The 21,171-nt window shown below is 65.9% G+C and carries 21 protein-coding genes; 12 read left to right on the top strand and 9 right to left on the bottom strand.

Going from position 1 to position 21,171, the window contains the following annotated elements; translation table 11 throughout:
• Positions 1-179 precede the first annotated feature (179 nt).
• From obgE to ACSUZJ_RS20050, 4 genes are read left to right on the top strand one after another with little or no spacing between them, the layout of a single operon-like run.
• Positions 180-1,295 (top strand): GTPase ObgE, encoded by a 1,116-nt coding sequence (gene obgE, locus ACSUZJ_RS20065; RefSeq protein WP_499411096.1) that lies wholly within the window; start codon positions 180-182, stop codon positions 1,293-1,295.
• Positions 1,285-1,719, top strand: a complete 435-nt coding sequence (locus tag ACSUZJ_RS20060) for a hypothetical protein (RefSeq protein WP_499411094.1) — start codon at positions 1,285-1,287, stop codon at positions 1,717-1,719. Before obgE ends, ACSUZJ_RS20060 begins: the two co-directional genes overlap by 11 nt.
• Positions 1,720-1,729: 10 nt before the next feature.
• Entirely contained in the window at positions 1,730-2,857 is a 1,128-nt protein-coding gene (gene proB / locus ACSUZJ_RS20055; RefSeq protein ID WP_499411092.1) for a glutamate 5-kinase, read from the top strand.
• Between the two features lie 9 nt (positions 2,858-2,866).
• Positions 2,867-3,235: a nuclear transport factor 2 family protein gene (locus ACSUZJ_RS20050; protein ID WP_499411090.1), complete on the top strand. Its 369-nt coding sequence runs from the start codon at positions 2,867-2,869 to the stop codon at positions 3,233-3,235.
• 102 nt (positions 3,236-3,337) lie between these two features.
• Here the strand turns inward: ACSUZJ_RS20050 and nth are convergent, their stop codons facing one another.
• Both nth and rsxB read right to left on the bottom strand, forming a co-directional pair.
• Positions 3,338-4,027, bottom strand: a complete 690-nt coding sequence (nth, locus tag ACSUZJ_RS20045) for an endonuclease III (protein ID WP_499411088.1) — start codon at positions 4,025-4,027, stop codon at positions 3,338-3,340.
• Positions 4,024-4,707, bottom strand: a complete 684-nt coding sequence (gene rsxB / locus ACSUZJ_RS20040) for an electron transport complex subunit RsxB (RefSeq protein ID WP_499411086.1) — start codon at positions 4,705-4,707, stop codon at positions 4,024-4,026. The genes nth and rsxB overlap by 4 nt, the downstream gene beginning before the upstream one ends.
• A 181-nt stretch (positions 4,708-4,888) precedes the next feature.
• Here rsxB and ACSUZJ_RS20035 point away from each other — a divergent pair, with 181 nt between their 5' ends.
• Both ACSUZJ_RS20035 and ACSUZJ_RS20030 read left to right on the top strand, forming a co-directional pair.
• Entirely contained in the window at positions 4,889-5,326 is a 438-nt protein-coding gene (locus ACSUZJ_RS20035; RefSeq protein ID WP_499411084.1) for an RcnB family protein, read from the top strand.
• Between the two features lie 19 nt (positions 5,327-5,345).
• Positions 5,346-5,555 (top strand): hypothetical protein, encoded by a 210-nt coding sequence (locus tag ACSUZJ_RS20030; protein ID WP_499411082.1) that lies wholly within the window; start codon positions 5,346-5,348, stop codon positions 5,553-5,555.
• A gap of 87 nt (positions 5,556-5,642) precedes the next feature.
• On the opposite strand, the gene ACSUZJ_RS20025 is transcribed toward ACSUZJ_RS20030, so the two are convergent.
• From ACSUZJ_RS20025 to ACSUZJ_RS20005, 5 genes are all read right to left on the bottom strand, one after another.
• Positions 5,643-6,878, bottom strand: coding sequence for a polyhydroxyalkanoate depolymerase (locus ACSUZJ_RS20025; RefSeq protein WP_499411080.1), 1,236 nt, complete (start codon positions 6,876-6,878; stop codon positions 5,643-5,645).
• A 233-nt stretch (positions 6,879-7,111) separates the two neighbouring features.
• Entirely contained in the window at positions 7,112-8,209 is a 1,098-nt protein-coding gene (locus ACSUZJ_RS20020) for an NAD(P)/FAD-dependent oxidoreductase (protein ID WP_499411078.1), read from the bottom strand.
• A gap of 128 nt (positions 8,210-8,337) precedes the next feature.
• The gene (gene fdxA / locus ACSUZJ_RS20015; RefSeq protein ID WP_313704193.1) at positions 8,338-8,661 is read right to left on the bottom strand and encodes a ferredoxin FdxA; all 324 of its coding nucleotides are present in this window, start codon (positions 8,659-8,661) and stop codon (positions 8,338-8,340) included.
• Between the two features lie 402 nt (positions 8,662-9,063).
• Positions 9,064-9,345, bottom strand: coding sequence for a protealysin inhibitor emfourin (locus ACSUZJ_RS20010; RefSeq protein ID WP_499411075.1), 282 nt, complete (start codon positions 9,343-9,345; stop codon positions 9,064-9,066).
• Positions 9,342-10,892 carry a hypothetical protein gene (locus tag ACSUZJ_RS20005; RefSeq protein ID WP_499411073.1) on the bottom strand — a complete coding sequence of 517 codons (1,551 nt, stop codon included), beginning with the start codon at positions 10,890-10,892 and terminating at the stop codon, positions 9,342-9,344. The genes ACSUZJ_RS20010 and ACSUZJ_RS20005 overlap by 4 nt, the downstream gene beginning before the upstream one ends.
• Positions 10,893-11,048: 156 nt before the next feature.
• Between ACSUZJ_RS20005 and ACSUZJ_RS20000 the strand changes: the two genes are divergently transcribed.
• The gene (locus tag ACSUZJ_RS20000; RefSeq protein ID WP_499411071.1) at positions 11,049-11,330 is read left to right on the top strand and encodes a polyhydroxyalkanoic acid system family protein; all 282 of its coding nucleotides are present in this window, start codon (positions 11,049-11,051) and stop codon (positions 11,328-11,330) included.
• Positions 11,331-11,402: 72 nt separating this feature from the next.
• Here the strand turns inward: ACSUZJ_RS20000 and ACSUZJ_RS19995 are convergent, their stop codons facing one another.
• Positions 11,403-11,657 (bottom strand): acyl-CoA-binding protein, encoded by a 255-nt coding sequence (locus ACSUZJ_RS19995; protein WP_499411069.1) that lies wholly within the window; start codon positions 11,655-11,657, stop codon positions 11,403-11,405.
• 325 nt (positions 11,658-11,982) lie between these two features.
• Positions 11,983-12,339 (bottom strand): FKBP-type peptidyl-prolyl cis-trans isomerase, encoded by a 357-nt coding sequence (locus ACSUZJ_RS19990; RefSeq protein ID WP_499411067.1) that lies wholly within the window; start codon positions 12,337-12,339, stop codon positions 11,983-11,985.
• 205 nt (positions 12,340-12,544) lie between these two features.
• Here ACSUZJ_RS19990 and ACSUZJ_RS19985 point away from each other — a divergent pair, with 205 nt between their 5' ends.
• From ACSUZJ_RS19985 to ACSUZJ_RS19965, 5 genes are all read left to right on the top strand, one after another.
• On the top strand, positions 12,545-13,366 hold the full coding sequence (locus tag ACSUZJ_RS19985; RefSeq protein ID WP_499411065.1) for an EI24 domain-containing protein: 822 nt from the start codon (positions 12,545-12,547) through the stop codon (positions 13,364-13,366).
• A gap of 16 nt (positions 13,367-13,382) precedes the next feature.
• On the top strand, positions 13,383-14,168 hold the full coding sequence (locus ACSUZJ_RS19980; RefSeq protein ID WP_499411064.1) for a competence/damage-inducible protein A: 786 nt from the start codon (positions 13,383-13,385) through the stop codon (positions 14,166-14,168).
• A gap of 256 nt (positions 14,169-14,424) precedes the next feature.
• Positions 14,425-17,673 carry a transglycosylase domain-containing protein gene (locus ACSUZJ_RS19975; protein WP_499411063.1) on the top strand — a complete coding sequence of 1,083 codons (3,249 nt, stop codon included), beginning with the start codon at positions 14,425-14,427 and terminating at the stop codon, positions 17,671-17,673.
• Positions 17,670-19,076 (top strand): TAXI family TRAP transporter solute-binding subunit, encoded by a 1,407-nt coding sequence (locus tag ACSUZJ_RS19970; RefSeq protein WP_499416617.1) that lies wholly within the window; start codon positions 17,670-17,672, stop codon positions 19,074-19,076. The genes ACSUZJ_RS19975 and ACSUZJ_RS19970 overlap by 4 nt, the downstream gene beginning before the upstream one ends.
• Positions 19,077-19,134: 58 nt before the next feature.
• Positions 19,135-21,081: a CocE/NonD family hydrolase gene (locus ACSUZJ_RS19965; protein ID WP_499411062.1), complete on the top strand. Its 1,947-nt coding sequence runs from the start codon at positions 19,135-19,137 to the stop codon at positions 21,079-21,081.
• The last annotated feature ends 90 nt before the right edge of the window (positions 21,082-21,171 follow it).

The raw sequence follows: 21,171 nt of genomic DNA, 5'->3' as shown, positions 1-21,171 counted from the left end.
CCCAGCGGCGCTTCCTTGTAAGGCGCAAGCCTTCCATCAAGAGGCTCTGCCCACGGTAGGGCCTTTTTAGCGCCTAACAAAGTCCTCATGGCGGCGTTCGCCGTTCTAAGCGTACTGTCTTCGACACTGCGCCTTGCCCTGAGCGCTTTGTTAGGCGCTATCGTTTTTTGGCGGTCATCATGAAGTTTATCGACGAAGCAAGAATTGAAGTCATCGCCGGCGACGGCGGCAACGGGTGCGCCTCGTTCCGTCGCGAGAAGTTCCGCCCCTTCGGCGGACCCGACGGCGGCGACGGCGGCAAGGGCGGCTCGATCTGGGCGGTTGCCGACCGTAACATCAACACCCTGGTCGACTTTCGTTATTCGAAAGTGCACACCGCGCGCAACGGCGAAGCCGGCCGCGGCTCGGACTGCTACGGCAAGGGCGCGGACGACGTCGTCCTGCGCATGCCGGTCGGTACGCTGATCGTCGATAACGTCAGCGGCGAGATCATCGCCGACCTGACCGAACACGGCCAGACCGAACTGCTCGCCAAGGGCGGCGAGGGCGGCTGGGGCAACATCCATTTCAAGACCTCGACCAACCGCGCGCCGCGCCAGAAGACCGACGGTAAACCAGGCGAACGCCGCGAGCTGCGCCTGGAACTGAAGGTGCTGGCCGACGTCGGCCTGTTGGGTATGCCGAACGCCGGCAAGTCTACTTTTATTACGGCCGTCTCGAACGCCCGGCCGAAGATCGCGGACTATCCGTTCACGACCCTGCATCCGAACCTCGGCGTGGTGCGTGTCTCGCACGCGAAGAGCTTCGTGATCGCCGACATCCCGGGCCTGATCGAGGGCGCGGCCGAAGGCGCGGGCCTGGGCCACCAGTTCCTGCGCCACCTGTCGCGCACCGGCCTGCTGCTGCACATCGTCGACCTGGCGCCGTTCGAGGCGACGGTCGATCCGGTGAAGGAAGCCAAGGCCCTGATCAAGGAGCTGGAAAAGTACGACGAAGAGCTGCTGAACAAGCCGCGCTGGCTCGTGCTCAACAAGCTCGACATGCTGCCGGAAGAAGAGCGCAAGAAGAAGGTCAAGGATTTCCTCAAGAAGCTGGCCTGGAAGGGTCCCGTCTTCGAGATCTCGGCTCTGAACCGCGAAGGCTGTCAGGAGCTGATCAACGCGATCTACCTGCACCTGGAAGAAAAGCGCGCTACCGAGGTCCGCGTGGACGAAACGACCCAGATGACCGAGGAAGCACGCGGCATCAACTCGATCGATCCGGACGATCCCCGCTTCAAGATCCTTGAAGACTAAGGATCCCATCATCAGGCAGCGCCAGGGCTTCACACGGGCCTGGGCGCGCACCCAGCTGCTGCAGCTGGTGGCCACCGCCAGTTCGCTGGCGGCGCTCGTGGCCATGCTCGACCCAGACCGGGTCGCGACCGCCATGGGCCTGTTTCTCGTCGGCGTGAACGGCTACAGCCAGTTCTACGCCATCTATGTCGGAGTGCGTCTCGCCACCGCGGGGCTGGCTCTGCTGGCGGCAAGGCGGGGCGACCAGCCCATCCTCGGCGACCTCGTTGCATTGTTCCTGCTGGCCCAACCGGCCGGGCGCATGGTCGCGGCATTCGCGATCGGCCTGCCGCGCGGGTTCCTGTTCGTCGTCTGCGGGATCGAGTTGCTGGCGGGCCTGGCCCTGCTGGCCCTGCGCCCGCGGAAGGACAGACTCACACCATGAGACTTCCGCCATGAATTCCCCGAATTCCGTCATCCAGAACGCCGGCCGCATCATCGTCAAGGTCGGCTCCTCCCTCGTCACCAACGAAGGCCGCGGCCTCGACCACGGCGCGATCGCGCGCTGGGCCTTTCAAATCGCCGCCCTGCGCGGCCTCGGCAAGGAAGTCGTGCTGGTCAGTTCCGGCGCGATCGCCGAAGGCATGCTGCGCCTGGGCATGACTGCCCGCCCGCACGACATCCACGAACTGCAGGCCTGCGCCGCCGTCGGCCAGATGGGCCTGGCCCAGATCTACGAAACCAGCTTCGCCGCCCACGGCGTCAAAACAGCCCAGGTGCTGCTGACCCACGCCGACCTGGCCGACCGCGAACGCTACCTGAACGCGCGCGCCACCCTCACGACCCTGCTGCGCCTGGGCGTGGTCCCGATCATCAACGAGAACGACACCGTCGTCACCGATGAGATCAAGTTCGGCGACAACGACACCCTGGGCGCCCTGGTCGCCAACCTGATCGAGGCCGACGCCCTCGTTATCCTCACCGACCAGCGCGGCCTGTACTCGGCCGACCCGCGCAAGGACCCGAACGCAACCCTGATCCAGCAGGCGCCGGCCGGGGATCCGGCGCTGGAGGCCATGGCTGGCGGCGCCGGCAGCAGCATCGGCCGCGGCGGCATGCTGACCAAGGTGCTGGCTGCGCGTCGCGCCGCGCGCTCGGGCGCCCACACCGTGATCGCCTGGGGCCGCGAGCCGGACGTGCTCACGCGCCTGGCGTCCGGCGAGGCGATCGGCACCCAACTCGAAGCGGCGACCACGCGCCTGACCGCGCGCCGCCAGTGGATGGTCGACCACCTCCACACCTCCGGCGAGGTGGTGCTGGACGCCGGCGCCGTGCAGAAGCTCACGCAGGAAGGCAAGTCCCTGCTGCCGATCGGCGTCGTCGCCGTGCGTGGCGAATTCGGGCGCGGCCAGGTGATCACCTGCGTGAGCGAGGACGGCGTACCGGTGGCGCGCGGCCTGACCAGCTATACAGCCAGCGAAGTACGCCGCATCATGCGTCACTCGTCCGGCGAGATCGAGGCCATCCTCGGCTACATCGAGGGGGCGGAGCTGGTCCACCGCGACAACCTTGTTCTCCTTTGATGAAAGCCCATGCACATGCTTGACCCCATCGCAGTAGTCCAGGCCCAGCTCGACGCCTACAACGCCAAAGACATCGACGCCCTGATGCGGACCTACGCGCCCGATGCCCAGCAGTTCGCGCTGCATGGTGCGCTGCTGGCCGAGGGGCATGATGCGATCCGCCCGCGCTACGAAGCGCGTTTCCAGGAACCGGGCCTGCGCGCCCAGCTGCTCACGCGCAGCGTGGTCGGCAATATCGTCACCGACGTCGAACTCGTGCACCGCAACTTTCCGGAAGGCCGCGGCACCGTCGAGATGCTGTGCGTGTACGAAGTCGTCGATGGCCGCATCCAGCGCGCCTCGTTCGCGACCGGCGCCACCATCATGCTCGCCGCCTGAGAGCGCGCAGTCCAGGCGGCCTTCCGCCGCTGTGCAATTATTGTGAAAAAGCCCACGATGGTTTCACGCCTCGTGGGCTTTTTCACATGGGTCACGGCAAGCTCAGGCCGCCGGCGGCGAGGGCGCGGCCGCCGCTTCGGGCGCGATTACCCCATCCGGCGTCGGCGTCTTGTCGCGGTATTCGCACAAGTCGTTGATGATGCAGTTCCAGCACTTCGGGCGGCGCGCGACGCAGGTATAGCGTCCGTGCAGGATCAGCCAGTGGTGGGCGTCGTGCAGGAAGTCCTTGGGCACGAACTTGAGGAGCTTCCTTTCCACCTCGTCGACGTTCTTGCCCGGTGCGATCTTCGTCCTGTTCGAGACGCGGAAGATGTGGGTGTCGACCGCCATGGTCGGCTCGCCGAAGGCGGTGTTCAGGACCACGTTGGCGGTCTTGCGGCCGACTCCCGGCAGGGCCTCGAGCGCCTCGCGCGAATGCGGCACTTCGCCGCCATACTGCTCGACCAGGATCTGGCAGGTCGCCATCACGTTCTTGGCCTTGGTGTTGTACAGGCCGATCGTCGAGATATAGCTCTTCAGTTCTTCCAGGCCCAGGTCGAGGATGGCCTGCGGCGTGTTCGCCACCGGGTAGAGGCGGCGCGTGGCCTTGTTCACGCCGACGTCGGTAGACTGGGCCGACAGCAGCAGCGCGATCAGGAGTTCGAAGGGCGTCGTGTATTCGAGTTCGGTGGTTGGCTTCGGGTTGGCGTCGCGAAAGCGGGTGAAGATCTCGAGGCGTTTTGCTGGATTCATTTTTTCTCGTCAGACGGCGTGCCGGCCGCGCGCTGGCGTGCGCGCTCCATCGCGGCGGCGATGATGGCGCGCTTGCGTTCCTTCTCCGCCAGCTCTTCCGGCGTATTCGTGGTTTCGGCGGTGACCGCGCGCATCTTCTCCAGGGCCTTGGCGGCTAGGCGGGCGTCGTTTTCCTCGCGTTCGCGCGTCAGGCGTTCGGTACGGAAGTCGTGACGCGCGCGGGCGGCGTCGGCCGCTTCCTGCGACCATGCGGCCCAGCCGGTCGCGTCCCCGGTGACCGGGATCATGCTGATGCAGTCGACCGGGCAGGGCGCCACGCACAGGTCGCAGCCGGTGCACAGGCTCGGCAGGATGGTGTGCATCTGCTTGGCAGCGCCCGTGATGGCGTCGACCGGGCAGGCCTGGATGCAGAGCGTGCAACCAATGCACAGGCTCTCGTCGATGAAGGCGACCGGGCGCGGACGTTCAACGCCGTTGGCGGGATTGATCGGGATGACCGGGCGCCCGGTGGCGGCGGCGAGACGGCGCACCCCTTCCAGGCCGCCCGGCGGGCACTGGTTGATCTCGGCTTCTCCGCTGGCGATGGCTTCGGCGTACGGACGGCAGGCCGGGTAGCCGCACTTGGTGCACTGGGTCTGCGGCAGCAGGTCTTCGATCTGGTCGGCAAGAGTCTTGGTCACGGCGGGGCGGCGGGTAAAGCCGTCATTATCCAATAAATGCGCGACAAAAGCGTGAACGGCGCCACGGCGCCTGGCGTTTCGTTCAGTAAGTGGCGCAACGTACAGATTTTCAGCCCTGCGCGTGGCTTACTGAGAGGGCAGGCCGCACCCCGGGTGTGGCCATCTTTCACGGAGGAACAACATGAACAAACGCCTCATCGCCAGGGGTTTGATCGCGGTCCTGCTGGCCGCCAACGCACCGGCTTTCGCCCAGCACGGCCACGACCGCGCGCAGGAGCGTCGCGAAGACCGCCGCGAGGACCGACGCGACTATCGCGACGAACGGCGCGAGGAGCGCCGCGAATACCGTGACGAGCGCCGCGAAGACCGGCGCGACATGCGTGACGACCGTCGCGAAGAGCGCAGGGAGGCCCGCCGTGGTGCCGGTCCGCGGCACGACCTCTACCGTGGACAGCGACTGCCGGCGCACTTCCACCACAGGCAGTACGTGGTCGACAACTGGCGCGCACACCGCCTGAGCGCCCCGCCGCGCGGCTATCACTGGGTGCAGGTGGGCAACGATTACGTGCTGGCGGCGATTGCCACCGGCATCATTGCGAGCGTCTTGCTCGGCAATTAAGACAAGCGAGGAGAACAGAATGAACGAATGGATCATCGCCCCGCTGCTGGCGACCGACCCGACCGGGGCGCCGGTCCACCAACCTGGCACGGATAACGCGGGGCAGGATGCAGGCAAGCCGGATGAACACGCCGGCGAGCGCCGCGGCCCGGATCGCCGTGACACGCACAAGGACGATAGCGATGCCGAGTTCGGCCGCGGCGAGGACCGGCGCGACCAGGCAGGTTGACGGCATGCCTTGGCGGCGGCGGGGACCGAAAGTAATACAATAAAAAATGCCGCAGGAAACTGCGGCATTTTTCTGGGCGGGAGCGTATCAGCGGAATTCGCGGATGAACTCACCGATCTTCGGGCAGATGATCTCGCGCCAGCGGCGGCCCGAGAAGATGCCGTAATGCCCGGCCTTCTCGGCCACGTAGTCGCGGTGCATGTTTTCCGGGATGCCGCTGCACAGCGCGTGGGCGGCCTGGGTCTGGCCGGCGCCGGAGATGTCGTCGAGCTCGCCTTCGATGGTGAACAGGGCGACCGTCTTGATGTCCTGAGGGCGCACCAGCTTGCCGCCGACTTCCCAGGTGCCCTTCGGCAGGCGGTGTTCCTGGAAGACGGTCTTGATCGTCTCGAGGTAGTACTCGGCCGGCATGTCGAGCACGGCGTTATATTCGTCGTAGAACTTGCGGTGGCTCTCGGCCGACTCTTCGTCGCCGCGCACCAGGTGCTGGTAGAACTCGCGGTGGCTCTGGGCATGGCGGCCCGGGTTCATGGCGATGAAGCCGGCGTGCTGCAGGAAGCCCGGATAGACCTTGCGCCCGAAGCCCGGGTAATTGCCCGGGACCGAGTAAATCACGGTGTTCTCGAACCACGAGAACGGCTTCTCGGTGGCCAGGTCGTTCACGGCGGTGGGCGACTTGCGCGGGTCGATCGGGCCGCCCATCATCGTCATCGTCTTCGGCAGCTTCGGGTCGTTATCGGACGCCATCAGCGAGATCGCCGCCAGCACCGGCACGGTCGGCTGGCACACGGAAATCACGTGCACGTCGGGGCCGAGGGTGCGGATGAAGTCCTGCACGTAGTAGATATAGTCGTCGAGATGGAAGGGGCCTTCGGACAGCGGCACCATGCGCGCGTCGACCCAGTCGGTAATGAACACGTCGTGGTCGGGCAGCAGGGCCCGGACGGTGTCGCGCAGCAGGGTGGCGTGGTGGCCCGAGAGCGGGGCGACCAGCAGCACGGTCGGCTGATCGAGCGCCTCGAAGGCCGCGTCCGGCAGGTCCTTCTTGAAGTGCAGCAGCTTGCAGAACGGTTTGTTGACGGCAACACGCTCGATGATGTTGACGGTCTCGCCCTTGATCGTGGTGGTATCGATGCCGAACGCCGGCTTTTCGTAGTCCTTGCCCAATCGGTACATCAGCTCGTACCCGGCGGCGATACGCTGGGAGAACGGGGTGTGGGCGAAAGGGGAAACCGGGTTCGAGAACAGCTTCGACGACGCATCCGCCCATTGCATCAGCGGGGTCAGGAAGGAGCGTTGCATCTCGTGCAGTTGGTAGAGCATAGTAATCCTTCTGTGGTGAAGCGCTTCGCGCTCGTGCGCGATTTTTAATCAAATCATTATAGGCCTAATTCATTTACGGATGGAAATTTCTGTTCCATCGGGCCAGCGTTTGATCCGCGCTTGGAAGGGTTATAGCACCGTTTTTGATAGGGCGTCCGTGATGCGACACACATAAAAACAAATGCCCCGGCGGGCCGGGGCACTGTCTCTTTTTTTTAACTGAACGATCGTTCTTAATCGAAGACCGGGGTCTCGACGCCGAGGATCTTGTGCAGTTTCGGCGAGGTCGTCGTGTACTGCATGTGGATCTTCTTGTCCGGGAAGATGTACGGGGCGGCGCCGAAGGCGGCCAGCGCGGCTTCGTGGAAGCCCGACAGGATCAGCTTCTTCTTGCCCGGGTAGGTGTTGATGTCACCCACGGCGAAGATGCCCGGCACATTGGTCTCGAACTTCTCGGTGTCCATTACCTTGAGCTGCTTGCGCTCGATGTCCAGGCCCCACTCGGCGATCGGGCCAAGTTTCGGCGACAGGCCGAAGAAGACCATCAGCATGTCCAGCGGCACGCGGCGGGTGACGCCGTCGGCGCCGGTGACCTTCACTTCGGACAGCTTGCCGTCTTTTTCGTCGAAGCCGGTGACCTGGCCGGTGATCAGCTGCATCTCGTATTCGTCGCACAGCTGCTTCATCTTGGCGACCGATGCCGGGGCGGCGCGGAAGTCCTCGCGGCGGTGCACCAGCACGACCGATTCGGCCTTGCCGACGAAGTTCAGGGCCCAGTCCAGGGCGGAGTCGCCGCCGCCGCAGATGACCAGGTTCTTGCCGTCGAACAGGGCCGGGTCCTTGACGCGGTAGAACAGCTGGCTGTTCTCGAACTTCTCGATGCCTTCGACCTTGATCGTGCGGGCCTGGAAGGAACCGACGCCGGCGGCGATGAAGATGGTCTTGGTGATGAACTGGGTGCCGGTCGAGGTCTCGACGTTGAAGCGGCCGTCTTCGCGGCGCTGCACGGTCGTCACTTCCTGGCCCAGGTGGAAGGTCGGCTCGAACGGCTCGATCTGCTTGAGCAGGTTGTCGGTCAGTTCCTGGCCGGTGCACACGGGCACGGCAGGGATGTCGTAGATCGGCTTGTCCGGATACAGTTCCACGCACTGGCCGCCGACGGCCGGCAGCGAGTCGATGACGTGGGCCTTGATCTCGAGCAGGCCGAGTTCGAAGACCTGGAACAGGCCGACCGGGCCCGCGCCGATGATGACGGCGTCGGCGTCGATGGCGCCGGCGAACGAACTGTTAGGGGCGATGCTGCCCGCATCGTGGGTGGCACTGATAGTCATGCACTCAATCCTGTTGATTTTTTAAAAGAGGGGGCGGTGACGCGATGGCCGCTAGTGTGCCATGGATGGCGTGAGCCTGCTGGCAGCGGTCGAAAACCGCAGCAGCAGGCCACATGACGTACATTAACTTAGCGGGCCAGCTGGTCCAGCTTGTTCTTGACGTCTTTCCACTCTTCGGCGTCGGGGAGGGCCGGCTTGGTCTTGGTGATCGATGGCCAGAAGCGCGCCAGGTCGGCGTTGAGCTTGATGAATTGCTGCTGGTCGCCCGGCACGTCTTCTTCGGCATAGATCGCATTGACCGGGCACTCGGCCACGCACACGGCGCAGTCGATGCACTCGTCGGGATCAATCGCGAGGAAATTCGGGCCTTCCCGGAAACAATCGACCGGGCATACATCGACGCAGTCGGTATACCGGCAGCGGATGCACGATTCGGTGACAACGTGGGTCATAACAGTCCTATCTATGGTGGGGTGCCGCAGCGTCAGCGCGCAAGGAGGGGCCGCCAACATGGCAAAGCACCGTATTTTAGGGGATTTCCAGTTTTCCTACAAATTGGGCTTAGACACAATATACATAAGCAAATGTGCTGCGTGAGGGACGATTTGGCGTGGAAACGATGGGCGCTTGCGTCCCGTAGGGTGGGCACTTCGTGCCCACGCGGAACGCGGCGTCGTGTTGGCGCCGTGGGAATCGCTATCGCTGCACTGGCGCGACATCTCGATTGATCATCTGGAGACGCCAACTTGTCCCGCATATTGCGATACTGAACTGGCCAGCACTGCTCATGCTTCCGCGTGGGCACACAGTGCCCCACCCTACGATTGACGCCGCAGTCATGTTCACGCTCGTCTTCACGCCGCCCCACGCAAATGCTCAAGCAACGCCGGCCACCCCGTTGCACCCAGGCTGCCGTCGTCCAGCAAGGTCACCGTCTTTCGCTGCTCGCCGTCCTCCACCGTGATTTCCCAACGCGGTATATCGGCCCCGACCGCGCCCGGCGGGGCGGCGCAGAAGAAGTCGAGCTGGCGCACCAGCGCCTCGAGCCTGTCGCCGTCGGCGCGGCAGGCGGTGTCGAGCTCGAGGCAGCGCTCGCCGCCGGCAAAGCCGCCGCCCTGTTTCGCTGTGATCTTCATGCCGTCGTCGGCACGCCGCTGTCGATGGCCGGTTCCTCGCCGGCCGGGCCGTTGCGGCCGCGCTCGGCGCACCAGCGCGCCAGCGCCTGGGCTTCGGCGTCGAGCAGGCGCTCGATGTTGTAGTACTCGGCCAGGTTCATGGTGCCGCAGCAGGCGCGCCGGTCCTGCTGGGCGCCGGGCGCGTCGCAGACCGCCGCCGCCAGGCGCACATGGACCTTGCAGGGCGGGTTCATGGTTTTCCCCGGCAGTTCGGCATCGAAGGGCGGTATCCCCTCCGGCGGCAGGGCCGTTTCGCCATCCGACGCCGGCGCATCGTTCGCCGCTTCCGGCGCGCCGACCACCTCGCGGACCGTGAACTGGGTGCGGATCGACTGGGTGTAGCTGTCCGGCTTGCCGTCCTCGAGCACGAGACGCAGCATCTCGTTGACCACGTCGGCATAGGTGGCGGCAATGTCGGGCGCGGCCATCAGGGCGCGCAGGACCAGGCCGCGCAGGTAGGCGGCGACGCGGTGCAGCACGGCGGCGTCGTCTTCCAGCGCGGGGTTGCGTTCGTACGCGAACAGGTCGGCCAGGATGTCGTAGACGGCGCCGGTGAACACCTGGGAAATGGCGTGTACCTGGGTGCCGGCCTGGGACAGGGTCAGGTCGTTGTCGGCATTGCGCAGGCCCGTGGTGCTGCCGAGCGCCAGGCCGAACTGCTCGGCGATGTCGGCGAGAAAAGTCTTGTCGTGCAGGCGGGCCTTGGTCTGGGCCACCACCGCCTCGCACTGGTCGAGCTGGGACAGCGCCAGGAAGATCGCGGTCAGGTCGCCGAAGGACTCGTGCAGGCCGCCGGTCTGGGGCGGCGCGTCGGCCAGCAGCCAGTGCGGTTTCAGCCCGTCGAGCACGGCGTGGCCGGTCTCGTGGGCGACGATGTCGAAGGAGCGGCAGGTGAAGACCCGTTCGGCCTGGCCGCTCGGGACGAAATCGCCGAACTTCAGGCAGTTCTGGGTGCGGCTGTAGAACGCGTTCATCACGTTCGGCAGGCCGTAGGGGAAGATCTGCAGCGGCGCGGTGTCGACGCTGCTGTTCCACTGCCAGGGCAGTGGCATCTCGGCGCCGCTCGAGGACAGCGAACGCTGGTACATGGTGAGCGTCTGCCGCACCACGGCGAAGGTGTGGACAGCGTCGAACTGCGGGGTGTCGGGCATGGTGACGAAGTCGCCGAAGGCATTCGGCTCGACCGGGCTGATGGCCGGGTCCACGGAGGCGATCCGGGCGTCGCGCGGGCCGGCCAGCACGATGCCGGGCAGGAAAGCCTTGCGCGTGCCCATGTCGGTCACCGAGGGATCCTGCTTCCACATCAGCACCCGCGCGCCGAAGGCATAGGGCAGGGGGACGTCCGGCGTCTGCGGCTCGTCCGCCCCGCGCGGGGCGCCCGGCTGGTCGAGCAGTTGCGCAGCCTTGCGGTGCTGGCGATAGGCTGCGCTGGGGGTGGGGACAAAGGCGACCGGCGGCTGGTCGCGTTCGGTGGGGGTGGGGTCATCCGGCAACAGTGCTCGTTCCATGGCGCATCCTTGTGTGATTGCGATACCTCAGCAGATAGTCGCCCCCTGCACGGAATTGATCTTGACGAGAATCAATTGCAACGCGCACTGGCATGCCGGCGGCGCAACTGGCATCATGGCGGGCTCTCGTGTTTTGAAGAAGAAGGAAGGAAACAGATGGCCGACATTCACATCGTCCAGGAACACAGCCTGAGCCGGGAACGGGCGCGCGCGGCGGCGCAGCAGGTGGCGGACAAGGTTGCCGCCGAATTCGGCATGCAGTGCCGCTGGGACGGCGACGTGCTGCGCTTCGAGCGCAGCGGCGTGGAGGGCGCCTTGACCCTGGAAGAACAGCGCGCCGCACTGCGGATCAAGCTGGGCTTCCTGATGAGCGCCTTCGGTCCGGCCATCGAAGCCAAGGTGACCGACAAGATGCGCCGGGTGTTCGCGGCCGCGTAACCTGTGCGGTTCGCTGCGGCGGCGCCGGACGCGGACCGCAGCATGGAAGCCGGCATCGCGCCGGCGGCAGGCTTAGCCCTTCAGTTCCTCGATCAGGTCGATGTACTGCTGCATCGCGTCTTCCTGCGAGGTGCCTTTCAGTTGCGCCCACGCGTCGTACTTGGCGCGGCCGACCATGTCGGTGAAGCCCGGACGTTCGCCGGTCACGTCGCCTGCCGAGCCCTGCTTGAACAGCGCGTAGATCTTCAGCAAGGTCATGTTGTCCGGACGCTCCGGCAGGTTCTTCGAATCGGCCTGGGCCTGGGTGAACTGGTCTTGCAAGCTCATAAAAACTCCTGTTGGCAAAATTGCTGGATAGTGCATTGACTGAACGGCAATGCGCGCGGCCATCTTAGCCTAACAGCTAGCGAAATACGTGCTTCTGGCGGGAATTTTAGAGGGGATGCTCGATGTGGTCCGCGGCTTGGGCGGTGGCGTAGGGTGGACACCTGTGTCCACGCGGTACGGCGCGTGACAGTCGAGCAATGCGATCTCGCCAGTACATGCGGACACGATCAGCGAGATCGGATTGTAGGGTATGCAAGAGCACGACAGCGTGGACACAGGTGTCCACCCTACAACCCCGTCCGCAAGCGGACGGGGATAACGGACCTTATACAGCCAGCAGCTCGACGTCGAAGATCAGCGTCGCGTTCGGCGGAATCACGCCGCCGGCGCCGCGTGCGCCGTAGCCCAGGCTTGCCGGGATGATCAGGCGACGGGCGCCGCCGACCTTCATGCCCTGCACGCCTTCGTCCCAGCCGCGGATCACGTGGCCAGCGCCCAGCGGGAACTGGAACGGGTCGTTGCGGTCCTTGCTCGAATCGAACTTGGCGCCGGTGCTGCCGTCGTCGTTGCGCAGCCAGCCGGTGTAGTGGACGGTGACGTAGGCGCCGGCTTTCGCTTCGGCGCCTTCGCCGACGACGGTGTCTTCGTATTGCAGGCCGGAAGCGGTAGTGGTAGTGGACATGATTTTCCTTCAAGGTTCAGATTGAGCGGGGATTGTAGTGCATGCCCTTTCAAAGCGCCATCGAGGGCCCGCCTGCCGTGCCGGACCTGCGCCTTGAATTCTGTCTACAATAAGCTTTTGACATCGGGAGCCGCACCACCATGCCTGCACACTTTCTCCTGCTCACTAAGTGGCTCACCAAGCGGCTCACCAAGCGAGGCCGGCAATGAACGGCGTCGCCACCGCCTGGGGCCGCGCCCTGCGCGCCCAGTTCTCCGGCCGGATGCTGCTGCTCTCGCTGGTGCCGCTGCTGCTGTCGCTGCTGGTCTGGGGCGCGCTGCTGTGGTTCGGGCTGCAACCTTTCCTCGACTGGCTGCACGGCGTCTTCGCCGACTACGGCTGGTTCCAGGCCAGCGGCAGCATGCTGTCCACGCTGGGCCTGGGCGTGCTGCAGGTGATGGTGGTGCCCCTGATGGCCATCATCCTGCTGCTGCCGCTGATGATCGCGACTTCCCTGTTGTTCATGGGTATCTTCGCCATGCCCGCGATCGAGCGCTACGTCGGCCGGCGCCAGTTCCCCCAGCTCGAGCAGAAGGAGGGCGGCAGCTTCGCCGGCAGCGTCTGGATGAACCTGACCAGCGTGCTCGTGTTCGCCGGCCTGTGGCTGATGACGGTGCCGCTGTATGCGGTGCCGCCGGTGGCGGTGCTGGTGCAGGCCGCGCTCTGGGGTTGGGTGACCTCGCGCGTGATGAGCTACGACGCGCTTGCGGCTCATGCCAGCGCCGCCGAGCGCAAGACCCTGATGCAGGCGCGGCGCTGGCCGCTGCTGGCGATCGGCATGGTCTCGGGTGTGCTCGGCGCCATGCCCGGCATCGCCTGGATGGGCGGCGCCGTGCTGTCGGTGGTGCTGTTTCCTTTCCTGGCCATCCTGTCGGCCTGGCTGTACGTGATGATCTTCCTGTTTACCGGCTTGTGGTTCCAGTATTACTGCCTGCAGGCGCTGCAGGACCTGCGGGCCGCGACCGCGACCGCACCGGTGGCACCCTGAAAACGAGGAGAACGCAATGGGCTTTGGCCTGATCGTCGTCGGCGACGAAATCCTGTCCGGCAAGCGCCAGGACAAGCACTTTTCGAAAGTGGTGGCGCTGCTGGCCGAGCGCGGTCTGCAATTGTCCTGGGCCGAGTTCGTCGGCGACGAGCGCGAACGCATCGCCACAACCCTGCGCCGTACCTTTGCCGGCGACGATATCGTGTTTTCCTGCGGCGGCATCGGCGCCACGCCCGACGACCATACGCGCCAGGCCGCGGCCGCGGCGCTGGACCTGCCCCTGGCGCTGCATCCGGAAGGGCGCCGCCTGGTTGAGGAGCGCATCGTGCACGGCGCGCGCGAGGCCGGCAAGGAGGCCAACCTGTCGGCGCCGGAGAACCTGCAGCGCCTGAAGATGGCCGAATTCCCGGCCGGCGCCAGCCTGATCCCGAATCCCTACAACGGCATCCCCGGCTTCGCGGTGGCGCGACACCACTTCGTTCCGGGTTTCCCGGTGATGGCCTGGCCGATGATCGAATGGGTGCTCGACACGTATTACGCCGACCTGTTCCACAAGCAGCCTCACGCGGAGCTGTCGATGCTGGTGTATGGCCAGGCCGAGGCCGTGCTCACGCCGCTGATGGAAACCATCGAAGTGCGTTACCCCGGCGTGCGCGTGTTCAGCCTGCCGAGCGTGGGCGAGGACGGCAGCCGCCGCCACATCGAACTCGGCGTCAAGGGCAAGCCCGACGAGGTGGCGCCGGCCTTCGCCGCAATGCGCGCCGAACTCGACCGTGTAGGAGCCGAATACCAATGCCTGTAGGCATCAATGCCGTCTTAATAACTCTGCCGTTGTTTTTTTGCGAAAATAAACAGGGCAGGTCAAATTTGTTGAACACGGCTACGTGCAAGACGTGTTGATGTGGTGGAATGATGGCTGCGGCGCGCTGGAATGTCGGGTGAGATTCGCGCGCCGGATGAACTAACGACGACCTCGATCACTCGAACAGACCGGCAGCAGGATGGCGAGCAGGTTGGCAGGGATTGCAGGGACAATGATTCAAACCGGTTGAGCCATCATGGAAAGCACACGCCGTTTCAAACGGCCACGTAACGTATTTCGCGCCGTGCGCATCCTGCGCGGGCGCACTGACGGCGGCAGCGCCGCGCCGGCCCTGGCGGCAGCCGGGCAGGATGTGCCGCTGTACGAAAGCTATCCGCACCTCTCGCTTGTCACCGACACCGGCAAGGAAGAGCTCCCCGCCGACCCGAACGAACCGGAAAGCGAAGGCGAGCCGCCCAAAGGCAGCGGCCGCGCCCGGCGCATCCTGTTCGGCCTGGTGCTGGTCGTGGTCGCCGCCGGTTCCGCCTACGCCGTCTACGAAACCCGCACGTCCACGCTGCAGGCGAAGATCTTCGCCGGCATGATGAAGGACGTGCACTACCGCATGGAAAAGGGGCCGAGCGACGCCATCCGCTTCCCGGCCGACAGTCCCTACGACGCGCGCCTCGGTTACTCGCACCTGCCCGCTTTCCTGGGCAAGCTGCACACGCGCGACTACGTCGTCGACGCCCAGGCGCGCATGTCGCCGAAGATGCTGGAACTGGCCGACCACGGCCTGTTCGCCACCTACCGCGAGAAGACCCGCGCCGGCCTCGAGATCCTCGACTGCCGCAGCCAGCCGCTGTTCGGCTCGCGCTTCCCCGAGCGCCAGTTCGAGCGCTTCGACGACGCGCCGCAACTGCTGGTGCAAAGCCTGCTCTTCATCGAGAACCGCGAACTGCTCGATCCGGCCTACCCGAAGCGCAACCCCGCCATCGAATGGGACCGCTTCTCGAAAGCGGTGTTCGACAAGACCCTGCACGCGGTCGGCATCGGCAGCGGCGGACGCGTGGCCGGCGGCTCGACGCTTGCCACCCAGATCGAGAAATACCGCCACTCGCCGGAAGGGCGCACCGCCTCGCTGCAGGACAAGCTGATCCAGATGGCCTCCGCCACGCTGCGCGCCTACCAGGACGGCGAGGACACCACCGGCGCGCGGCGCCAGATCGTGCTCGACTACCTGAACACGGTGCCGCTGTCGGCCAAGGTCGGCTACGGCGAAGTGAACGGCATCGGCGACGGCATGTGGGTCTGGTACGGGCGCGACTTCGCGAAACTCGCGGCGGCCCTGAAGGGCGACATGCAGAACCCGGACGACGTGCTGGCCTACAAGGAAGCGCTGTCGCTGATGATCGCGCAGCGCCGTCCGGCCTACTACCTCGGCGCCGGCAAGGAAGACCTGGAAACCCTCACCAACAGCCACCTGCGCGTGCTGGCCCAGGCCGGCGTGATCACGCCGCAACTGCGCGACGCCGCGCTGAACGTCAAGCTGCACCCGGCGCTCGGCTCCGGCGTCGAGCCGCCTCCGGCGAATGCCTTCGTCTCGCGCAAGGCCTCGAACGCGGTGCGCAACCACCTGGGCTACCTGCTGGGCGAGCCGCGCCTGTACAACCTCGACCGCCTCGACCTGTCGGTGGTCTCGACCCTGGACGCCGAAGCGCAGCAGGCCGTCACCGCCGCGCTGCGCCAGCTCACCAGCGCCGAGGCGGCGCAGGCGGCCGGCCTGACCGGCAAGGGCCTGCTCGGCAACGGCGACCCGGCCGAAGTGGTCTACAGCTTCACGCTGATGGAGCGCGGCGAGAACGTCAACTACCTGCGCGTGCAGACCGATAACTACGACCAGCCGCTCGACATCAACGAGCAGGCCAAGCTCGACCTCGGCTCCACGGCCAAGCTGCGCACGCTCGTGACCTACCTCGACATCGTCGACCAGCTGCACCGCCGCTACGAAGCGATGGACCCGAAGGCCCTGCGCGAGACGCGCATCGACCCGAAGGACCGCATGAGCCAGTGGGCGGTCGACTACTTCCTGGCGCTGCCGGCCAACAGCGACCGTGGCCTGAAGCCGATGCTGGCCGCGGCAATGGAGCGCAAGTACTCGGCCAATCCGGGCGAAGGCTTCTTCACCGGCGGCGGCCTGCATTACTTCGGCAACTTCAGCAAGCTCGACAACAGCAAGATCATGACCGTGCAGGAAGCCCTGCAGCAGTCCACGAACCTGGTGTTCGTGCGCATGATGCGCGACATCGTGCGCTACTACATGTTCCAGCTGCCGGGCTCCTCGGCACAGCTGCTGGCCGACGCCAACGATCCGCGCCGCGCCCAGTACCTGGCGCGCTTCGCCGACAACGAAGGCAAGACCTTCCTCGCCAAGTTCTGGAACAAGTACAAGGGCAAGACCCCGGACCAGGCCGAAGCCCTGCTGTTCACGGGCGTGCGCCCGCTGGCCTCGAAGCTCGCCGCCGCGCACCGCACCATCGCCCCGAACGCGACGCTGCAGCAGTTCGGCGCCTTCATCAACGATACCCTGCCGAGCAACGAGGTCGACCAGGAACGCATCGAGAAGCTGTACGACCAGTACGCGCCCCAGAACATGTCGCTGGCCGACCGCGGCTACGTCGCCTCGGTGCACCCGCTGGAACTCTGGCTGGTGGGCTACCTGCGCACCCATCCGAAGGCCGGCTGGAGCGAAGTGGTGGGCGCCAGCGTCAAGGAGCGCCAGGAGGTCTACTCCTGGCTGTTCAAGACCAGCCGCAAGAACGCCCAGGACAAGCGCATCGCCGGCCTGATCGAGGTCGAGGCCTTCCTGAAGATCCACGCCCAGTGGAAGAAGATGGGCTATCCGTTCGATTCGCTGGTGCCGTCCTACGCCACCACGCTGGGCGCCTCGGCCGACCGTCCGGCGGCCCTGGCCGAACTGATGGGCATCATCATCAACGGCGGCGTCAGGAAGCCGGTCGAGCGCATCGATTCGCTGCACTTCGCCAAGGGCACGCCCTACGAAACGCGGGTGGTGCGCGCACCGAAAGTCGAGCAGGAAGTGGTGCTGGCGCCGGAAGTGGCGCGCGCCGTCGCCGACGCGATCCGCGGCGTGGTATCAAGCGGCACCGCAAAGCGCGTCAAGACCGCCTTCGCCACGCATGACGGCAACGTGATCGCCCTGGGCGGCAAGACCGGCACCGGCGACCAGCGCTTCGACGTCTATGCGCGCGGCGGACGCCTGATCGAGTCGCGCTACGTGAACCGCTCGGCCACCTTTGTCTTCAACATCGGCGAGCGCTTCTTCGGCTCCATGACCGCCTACGTGCACGGTCCGCAGTCCGAGAACTACGACTTCACCAGCGCGCTGCCGGTGCAGTTGCTGGTCACGCTGGCGCCGAGCCTGATGCCGATGATCGAACCGCCTCCGGGCAGCGTGGCCGCGCAGCGGCAGTGCGTGCGTTGAAGGGTGGAGTAAAAGCAGCCGAACGCGCGCGCCGGGCCAGCCGGCGCGCCGTTTCCACCATCCGCGGCTTTTCCCTGATCTCCCTGCGCGACCTGCTGGTCGCCTCCGGCCCGACCATCGTGCTGGTCGCGGTGGCCTGCTTCATCGCCTACCTGGTGGTCGACCCGGCGCCGCCGCGCCAGGTGCGCCTGGCCACCGGCCAGGAAAACAGCGCCTACGAAACCTTCGGCCAGCGCTACGCGAAGGAGCTCAGGCGCGACGACATCACCGTCACGGTCCAGCGCACCCTCGGCTCGAAAGAGAACCTGGAACGCCTGCAGCGCGGCGAGGCCGACATCGCCTTCGTGCAGAGCGGCTCGACCAGCGAGGAAGAGGCTGCGCAACTGGGCCTGGCCTCGCTCGGCAGCCTGTTTACCGAGCCGGTCTGGCTGTTCCTGCGCGAGAACGTGAAAGCGAACAAACTCACGGGCCTGCGCGGCCTGCGCATCAACCTCGGGCCGGAAGGCACCGGCGTGCCCAACCTGTTCCGCCAGGTGCTGGCCGTGAACGGCGTCGAACCGTCCGAGCTGAAGATCGGCGCGCTCGAGAACACGCCGGCCACGGTCGAACTGCTGGCCGGACGCATCGACGGCCTGGTATTCAGCTCGGCGCCGGAAGCGCCGCTGATCCAGATGCTGCTGCAGACCCCTGGCATCCGCCTGTTCAACTTCACCCAGGCCGAGGCCTATGCGCGGCGCCTGCCTTTCCTGACCCACGTGACCCTGCCGCGCGGGATCGTCGACCTCGGGCGCGACATTCCGGCCCAGGACTACCACCTGATTGCACCCACGGCGACGCTGGTGGCGCGGGAAGACCTGCATCCGGCCCTGATCGACCTGTTCGTGAAGGCGGCCGGCGAGATCCACGGCGGGGCGGGCTGGTTCCAGCAGCAGGGCCAGTTCCCCTCGCCGAAGTACACCGAGATCCCGGTGGCGGACGAGGCGGCGAAATACTACCGCGACGGCCCGCCGCTGCTGCAGCGCTACATGAGCTTCTGGCTGGCGAACCTGTTCGATCGGCTGTGGGTCGTGGTGGTGGCGCTGGCCGCGCTGGTGATTCCCCTGTCGAAGATCGTGCCGCCGTTGTACGTGTGGCGCGTGCGCTCGCGCGTCTACCGCTGGTATGGAGAATTGCGCGCGGTCGAGCAGGCGCTGGAAGACGTGCCCGAGGCCCAGCGTCGCTTCCTGCGCGAGGACCTGGTGCGCCGCCTCGATGACATCGAGATGCGCGTGAACCACATCTCGATCCCGCTGGCCTATGCCGACGAGTTGTACCGCCTGCGCAGCCACATCGACTTCGTGCGCGAACGGGTGCGCGCGACGCTCGACGAGGACGCGGCGGAGCCGGGGAGCTTGGCGGAGTAACAACGGCAAGGCGAATCGGATTACACTCACGGGCTTTGAACTGTCCGCAAAGGTCGCCATGGTCCGCCGTCCGCTCACTCATCTCTCCCTCTGCCTGATGCTGGCCTTCGGGCTCGCCGCACCGCTCGTCCATGCCGCCGGAGACGCGGACGCACCTGTCGCGAAGCGCAGCCTGCAAGCCAGCTACACCAAGTACGAGTACCGCATCCCGATGCGCGACGGCGTCAGGCTGTTCACGACCGTCTACGTGCCGAAGGATGCTTCGCGCAGCTACCCCTTCCTGATGCAGCGCACGCCCTACAGCGCCGGCGTGCAGGCCCAGGACGAGCTGCGCTACGGCGTGGACTGGTATCCGGAGGCGATCGGCCCGTCGCGCGAGTTCGAGGATGCCGGCTACATCTTCGTGAAGCAGGACGTGCGCGGGCGCTACATGTCGGAAGGGAAGTGGCAGGAGATGACACCGCATGTGAACCCTCAGCGCGCGCCGGGCGAAGGCGTCGAGAGCGAGGACATGCACGATACCGTCGCCTGGCTGCTGAAGAACGTCCCGAACAACAACGGCAAAGTCGGTATCTACGGCATCAGCTACCCCGGCTTCTACACGGCGGCCAGCATCATCGATTCGCACCCGGCGATCAAGGCCGCGTCGCCGCAGGCGCCGGTCACCGACCTGTACATGGGTGATGATTCGTATCATGGCGGCGCCTTCATGCTGGCCGCGAACTTCGACTTCTACGCCTCCTTTACCGAAGCGGCCAACCCGGCGCCGCCCTCGAAGAGCGAAGCCGAATTCGACTACGGCACGACCGACGGCTACGATTTCTTCCTGAAGCACCTGACGCTGTCGAACATCGCCGCCACCATGAGCCCGGCGCAGCGCGGTTATTTCATGCCGAACATCGAGCACGACACTTATGACCAGTTCTGGCAGTCGCGCGCGATCGCGCCGCACCTGAAGAACGTCAAGGCGGCGGTGCTGACGGTGGGCGGCTGGTTCGATGCGGAAGACCTGGAAGGCCCCTTCATCACCTACCGCGCCATCGAAAAGCAGAATCCCGGCATCGAGAACCGCCTGGTGATGGGGCCCTGGGTGCATGGCGGCTGGGCTCGCGGCGACGGCGCGCGCCTGGGCCACGTGAGCTTCGACAGCAAGACGGGCGACTACTACCGCAGGCAGATCGAATTTCCCTTTTTCGAACAGCACCTGAAGGGCGTGAAGCCGGCGCGTACGCTACCCGAGGTGACGGCCTTCGAGACCGGCTCCAACGTCTGGCGCCAGTACACCGCGTGGCCACCGGTCCAGGCCAGGGCACGCACGCTGTATTTCGGCGCGAACGGCAAGCTGGACTGGAAAGCGCCCGCAGCCGCGGGGGCGGGCTATGACGAATACGTCGCCGACCCGCGCAAGCCTGTGCCGTTTATCGGCTACCCGGCCACCGGCGTCCCGCGCGAGTACATGGTCTCGGACCAGCGTTTCGCCGCCAAGCGCCCCGACGTGCTGGTCTACCAGAGCGAGGTGCTGGAAGAAGACGTGACGATCGCCGGCCCGGTGGTGCCGACACTGTTCGTGTCGACCACCGGGACCGACGCCGACTGGGTCGTCAAGCTGATCGACGTGTATCCGGCCGACTATCCGCAGCCCGAGGCCGAACGCAAGGGAAGCGATGTCGCCGCCCCTGCGCTGGCGCTGGGCGGCTACCAGCAACTGGTGCGCGGCAATCCCCTGCGCGCCAAGTTCCGCCACAGCTTCGAGAAGCCCGAGCCGCTCGTGCCGAACAAGGTGGAAGCGATCAGCTACGAGCTGGGCCAGGTGAACCACACCTTCCGGCGCGGCCACCGCATCATGGTGCAGGTGCAGAGTTCCTGGTTCCCGCTGGTCGACCTGAATCCGCAGACCTTCACGCGCATTCCGGCCGCGAAACCGGAAGACTTCGTGAAGGCGACCCAGCGCGTGTATCGCGCGCCGGATGCGGCGTCGGGCGTGCAGGTGATGGTGATGCCTTAAACAGACGCAGGGCGTGCTGACGCCAGCGCGACGCCGGCTTTGCGCGTGGGCACGGGGCGCCCACCCTACGATTTCAAACGGCGCGGACTC

This window comes from Telluria sp. B2 (assembly GCF_051789535.1).
Taxonomy (GTDB): Bacteria; Pseudomonadota; Gammaproteobacteria; order Burkholderiales; family Burkholderiaceae_D; genus Telluria.
Note: the sequence above shows the minus strand (reverse complement) of the source record. Positions and strands in the feature narration are given on the sequence as shown.

Bases quoted from the DNA above. Each gene is read 5' to 3' on its own strand.
- obgE (WP_499411096.1), top strand. From the start codon at position 180: ATGAAGTTTATCGACGAAGCAAGAATTGAAGTCATCGCCGGCGACGGC.
- proB (WP_499411092.1), top strand. From the start codon at position 1,730: ATGAATTCCCCGAATTCCGTCATCCAGAACGCCGGCCGCATCATCGTC.
- ACSUZJ_RS20050 (WP_499411090.1), top strand. From the start codon at position 2,867: ATGCACATGCTTGACCCCATCGCAGTAGTCCAGGCCCAGCTCGACGCC.
- nth (WP_499411088.1), bottom strand. From the start codon at position 4,027: ATGAATCCAGCAAAACGCCTCGAGATCTTCACCCGCTTTCGCGACGCC.
- ACSUZJ_RS20035 (WP_499411084.1), top strand. From the start codon at position 4,889: ATGAACAAACGCCTCATCGCCAGGGGTTTGATCGCGGTCCTGCTGGCC.
- ACSUZJ_RS20030 (WP_499411082.1), top strand. From the start codon at position 5,346: ATGAACGAATGGATCATCGCCCCGCTGCTGGCGACCGACCCGACCGGG.
- ACSUZJ_RS20025 (WP_499411080.1), bottom strand. From the start codon at position 6,878: ATGCTCTACCAACTGCACGAGATGCAACGCTCCTTCCTGACCCCGCTG.
- ACSUZJ_RS20020 (WP_499411078.1), bottom strand. From the start codon at position 8,209: ATGACTATCAGTGCCACCCACGATGCGGGCAGCATCGCCCCTAACAGT.
- fdxA (WP_313704193.1), bottom strand. From the start codon at position 8,661: ATGACCCACGTTGTCACCGAATCGTGCATCCGCTGCCGGTATACCGAC.
- ACSUZJ_RS20010 (WP_499411075.1), bottom strand. From the start codon at position 9,345: ATGAAGATCACAGCGAAACAGGGCGGCGGCTTTGCCGGCGGCGAGCGC.
- ACSUZJ_RS20005 (WP_499411073.1), bottom strand. From the start codon at position 10,892: ATGGAACGAGCACTGTTGCCGGATGACCCCACCCCCACCGAACGCGAC.
- ACSUZJ_RS20000 (WP_499411071.1), top strand. From the start codon at position 11,049: ATGGCCGACATTCACATCGTCCAGGAACACAGCCTGAGCCGGGAACGG.
- ACSUZJ_RS19995 (WP_499411069.1), bottom strand. From the start codon at position 11,657: ATGAGCTTGCAAGACCAGTTCACCCAGGCCCAGGCCGATTCGAAGAAC.
- ACSUZJ_RS19990 (WP_499411067.1), bottom strand. From the start codon at position 12,339: ATGTCCACTACCACTACCGCTTCCGGCCTGCAATACGAAGACACCGTC.
- ACSUZJ_RS19985 (WP_499411065.1), top strand. From the start codon at position 12,545: ATGAACGGCGTCGCCACCGCCTGGGGCCGCGCCCTGCGCGCCCAGTTC.
- ACSUZJ_RS19980 (WP_499411064.1), top strand. From the start codon at position 13,383: ATGGGCTTTGGCCTGATCGTCGTCGGCGACGAAATCCTGTCCGGCAAG.
- ACSUZJ_RS19975 (WP_499411063.1), top strand. From the start codon at position 14,425: ATGGAAAGCACACGCCGTTTCAAACGGCCACGTAACGTATTTCGCGCC.
- ACSUZJ_RS19965 (WP_499411062.1), top strand. From the start codon at position 19,135: ATGGTCCGCCGTCCGCTCACTCATCTCTCCCTCTGCCTGATGCTGGCC.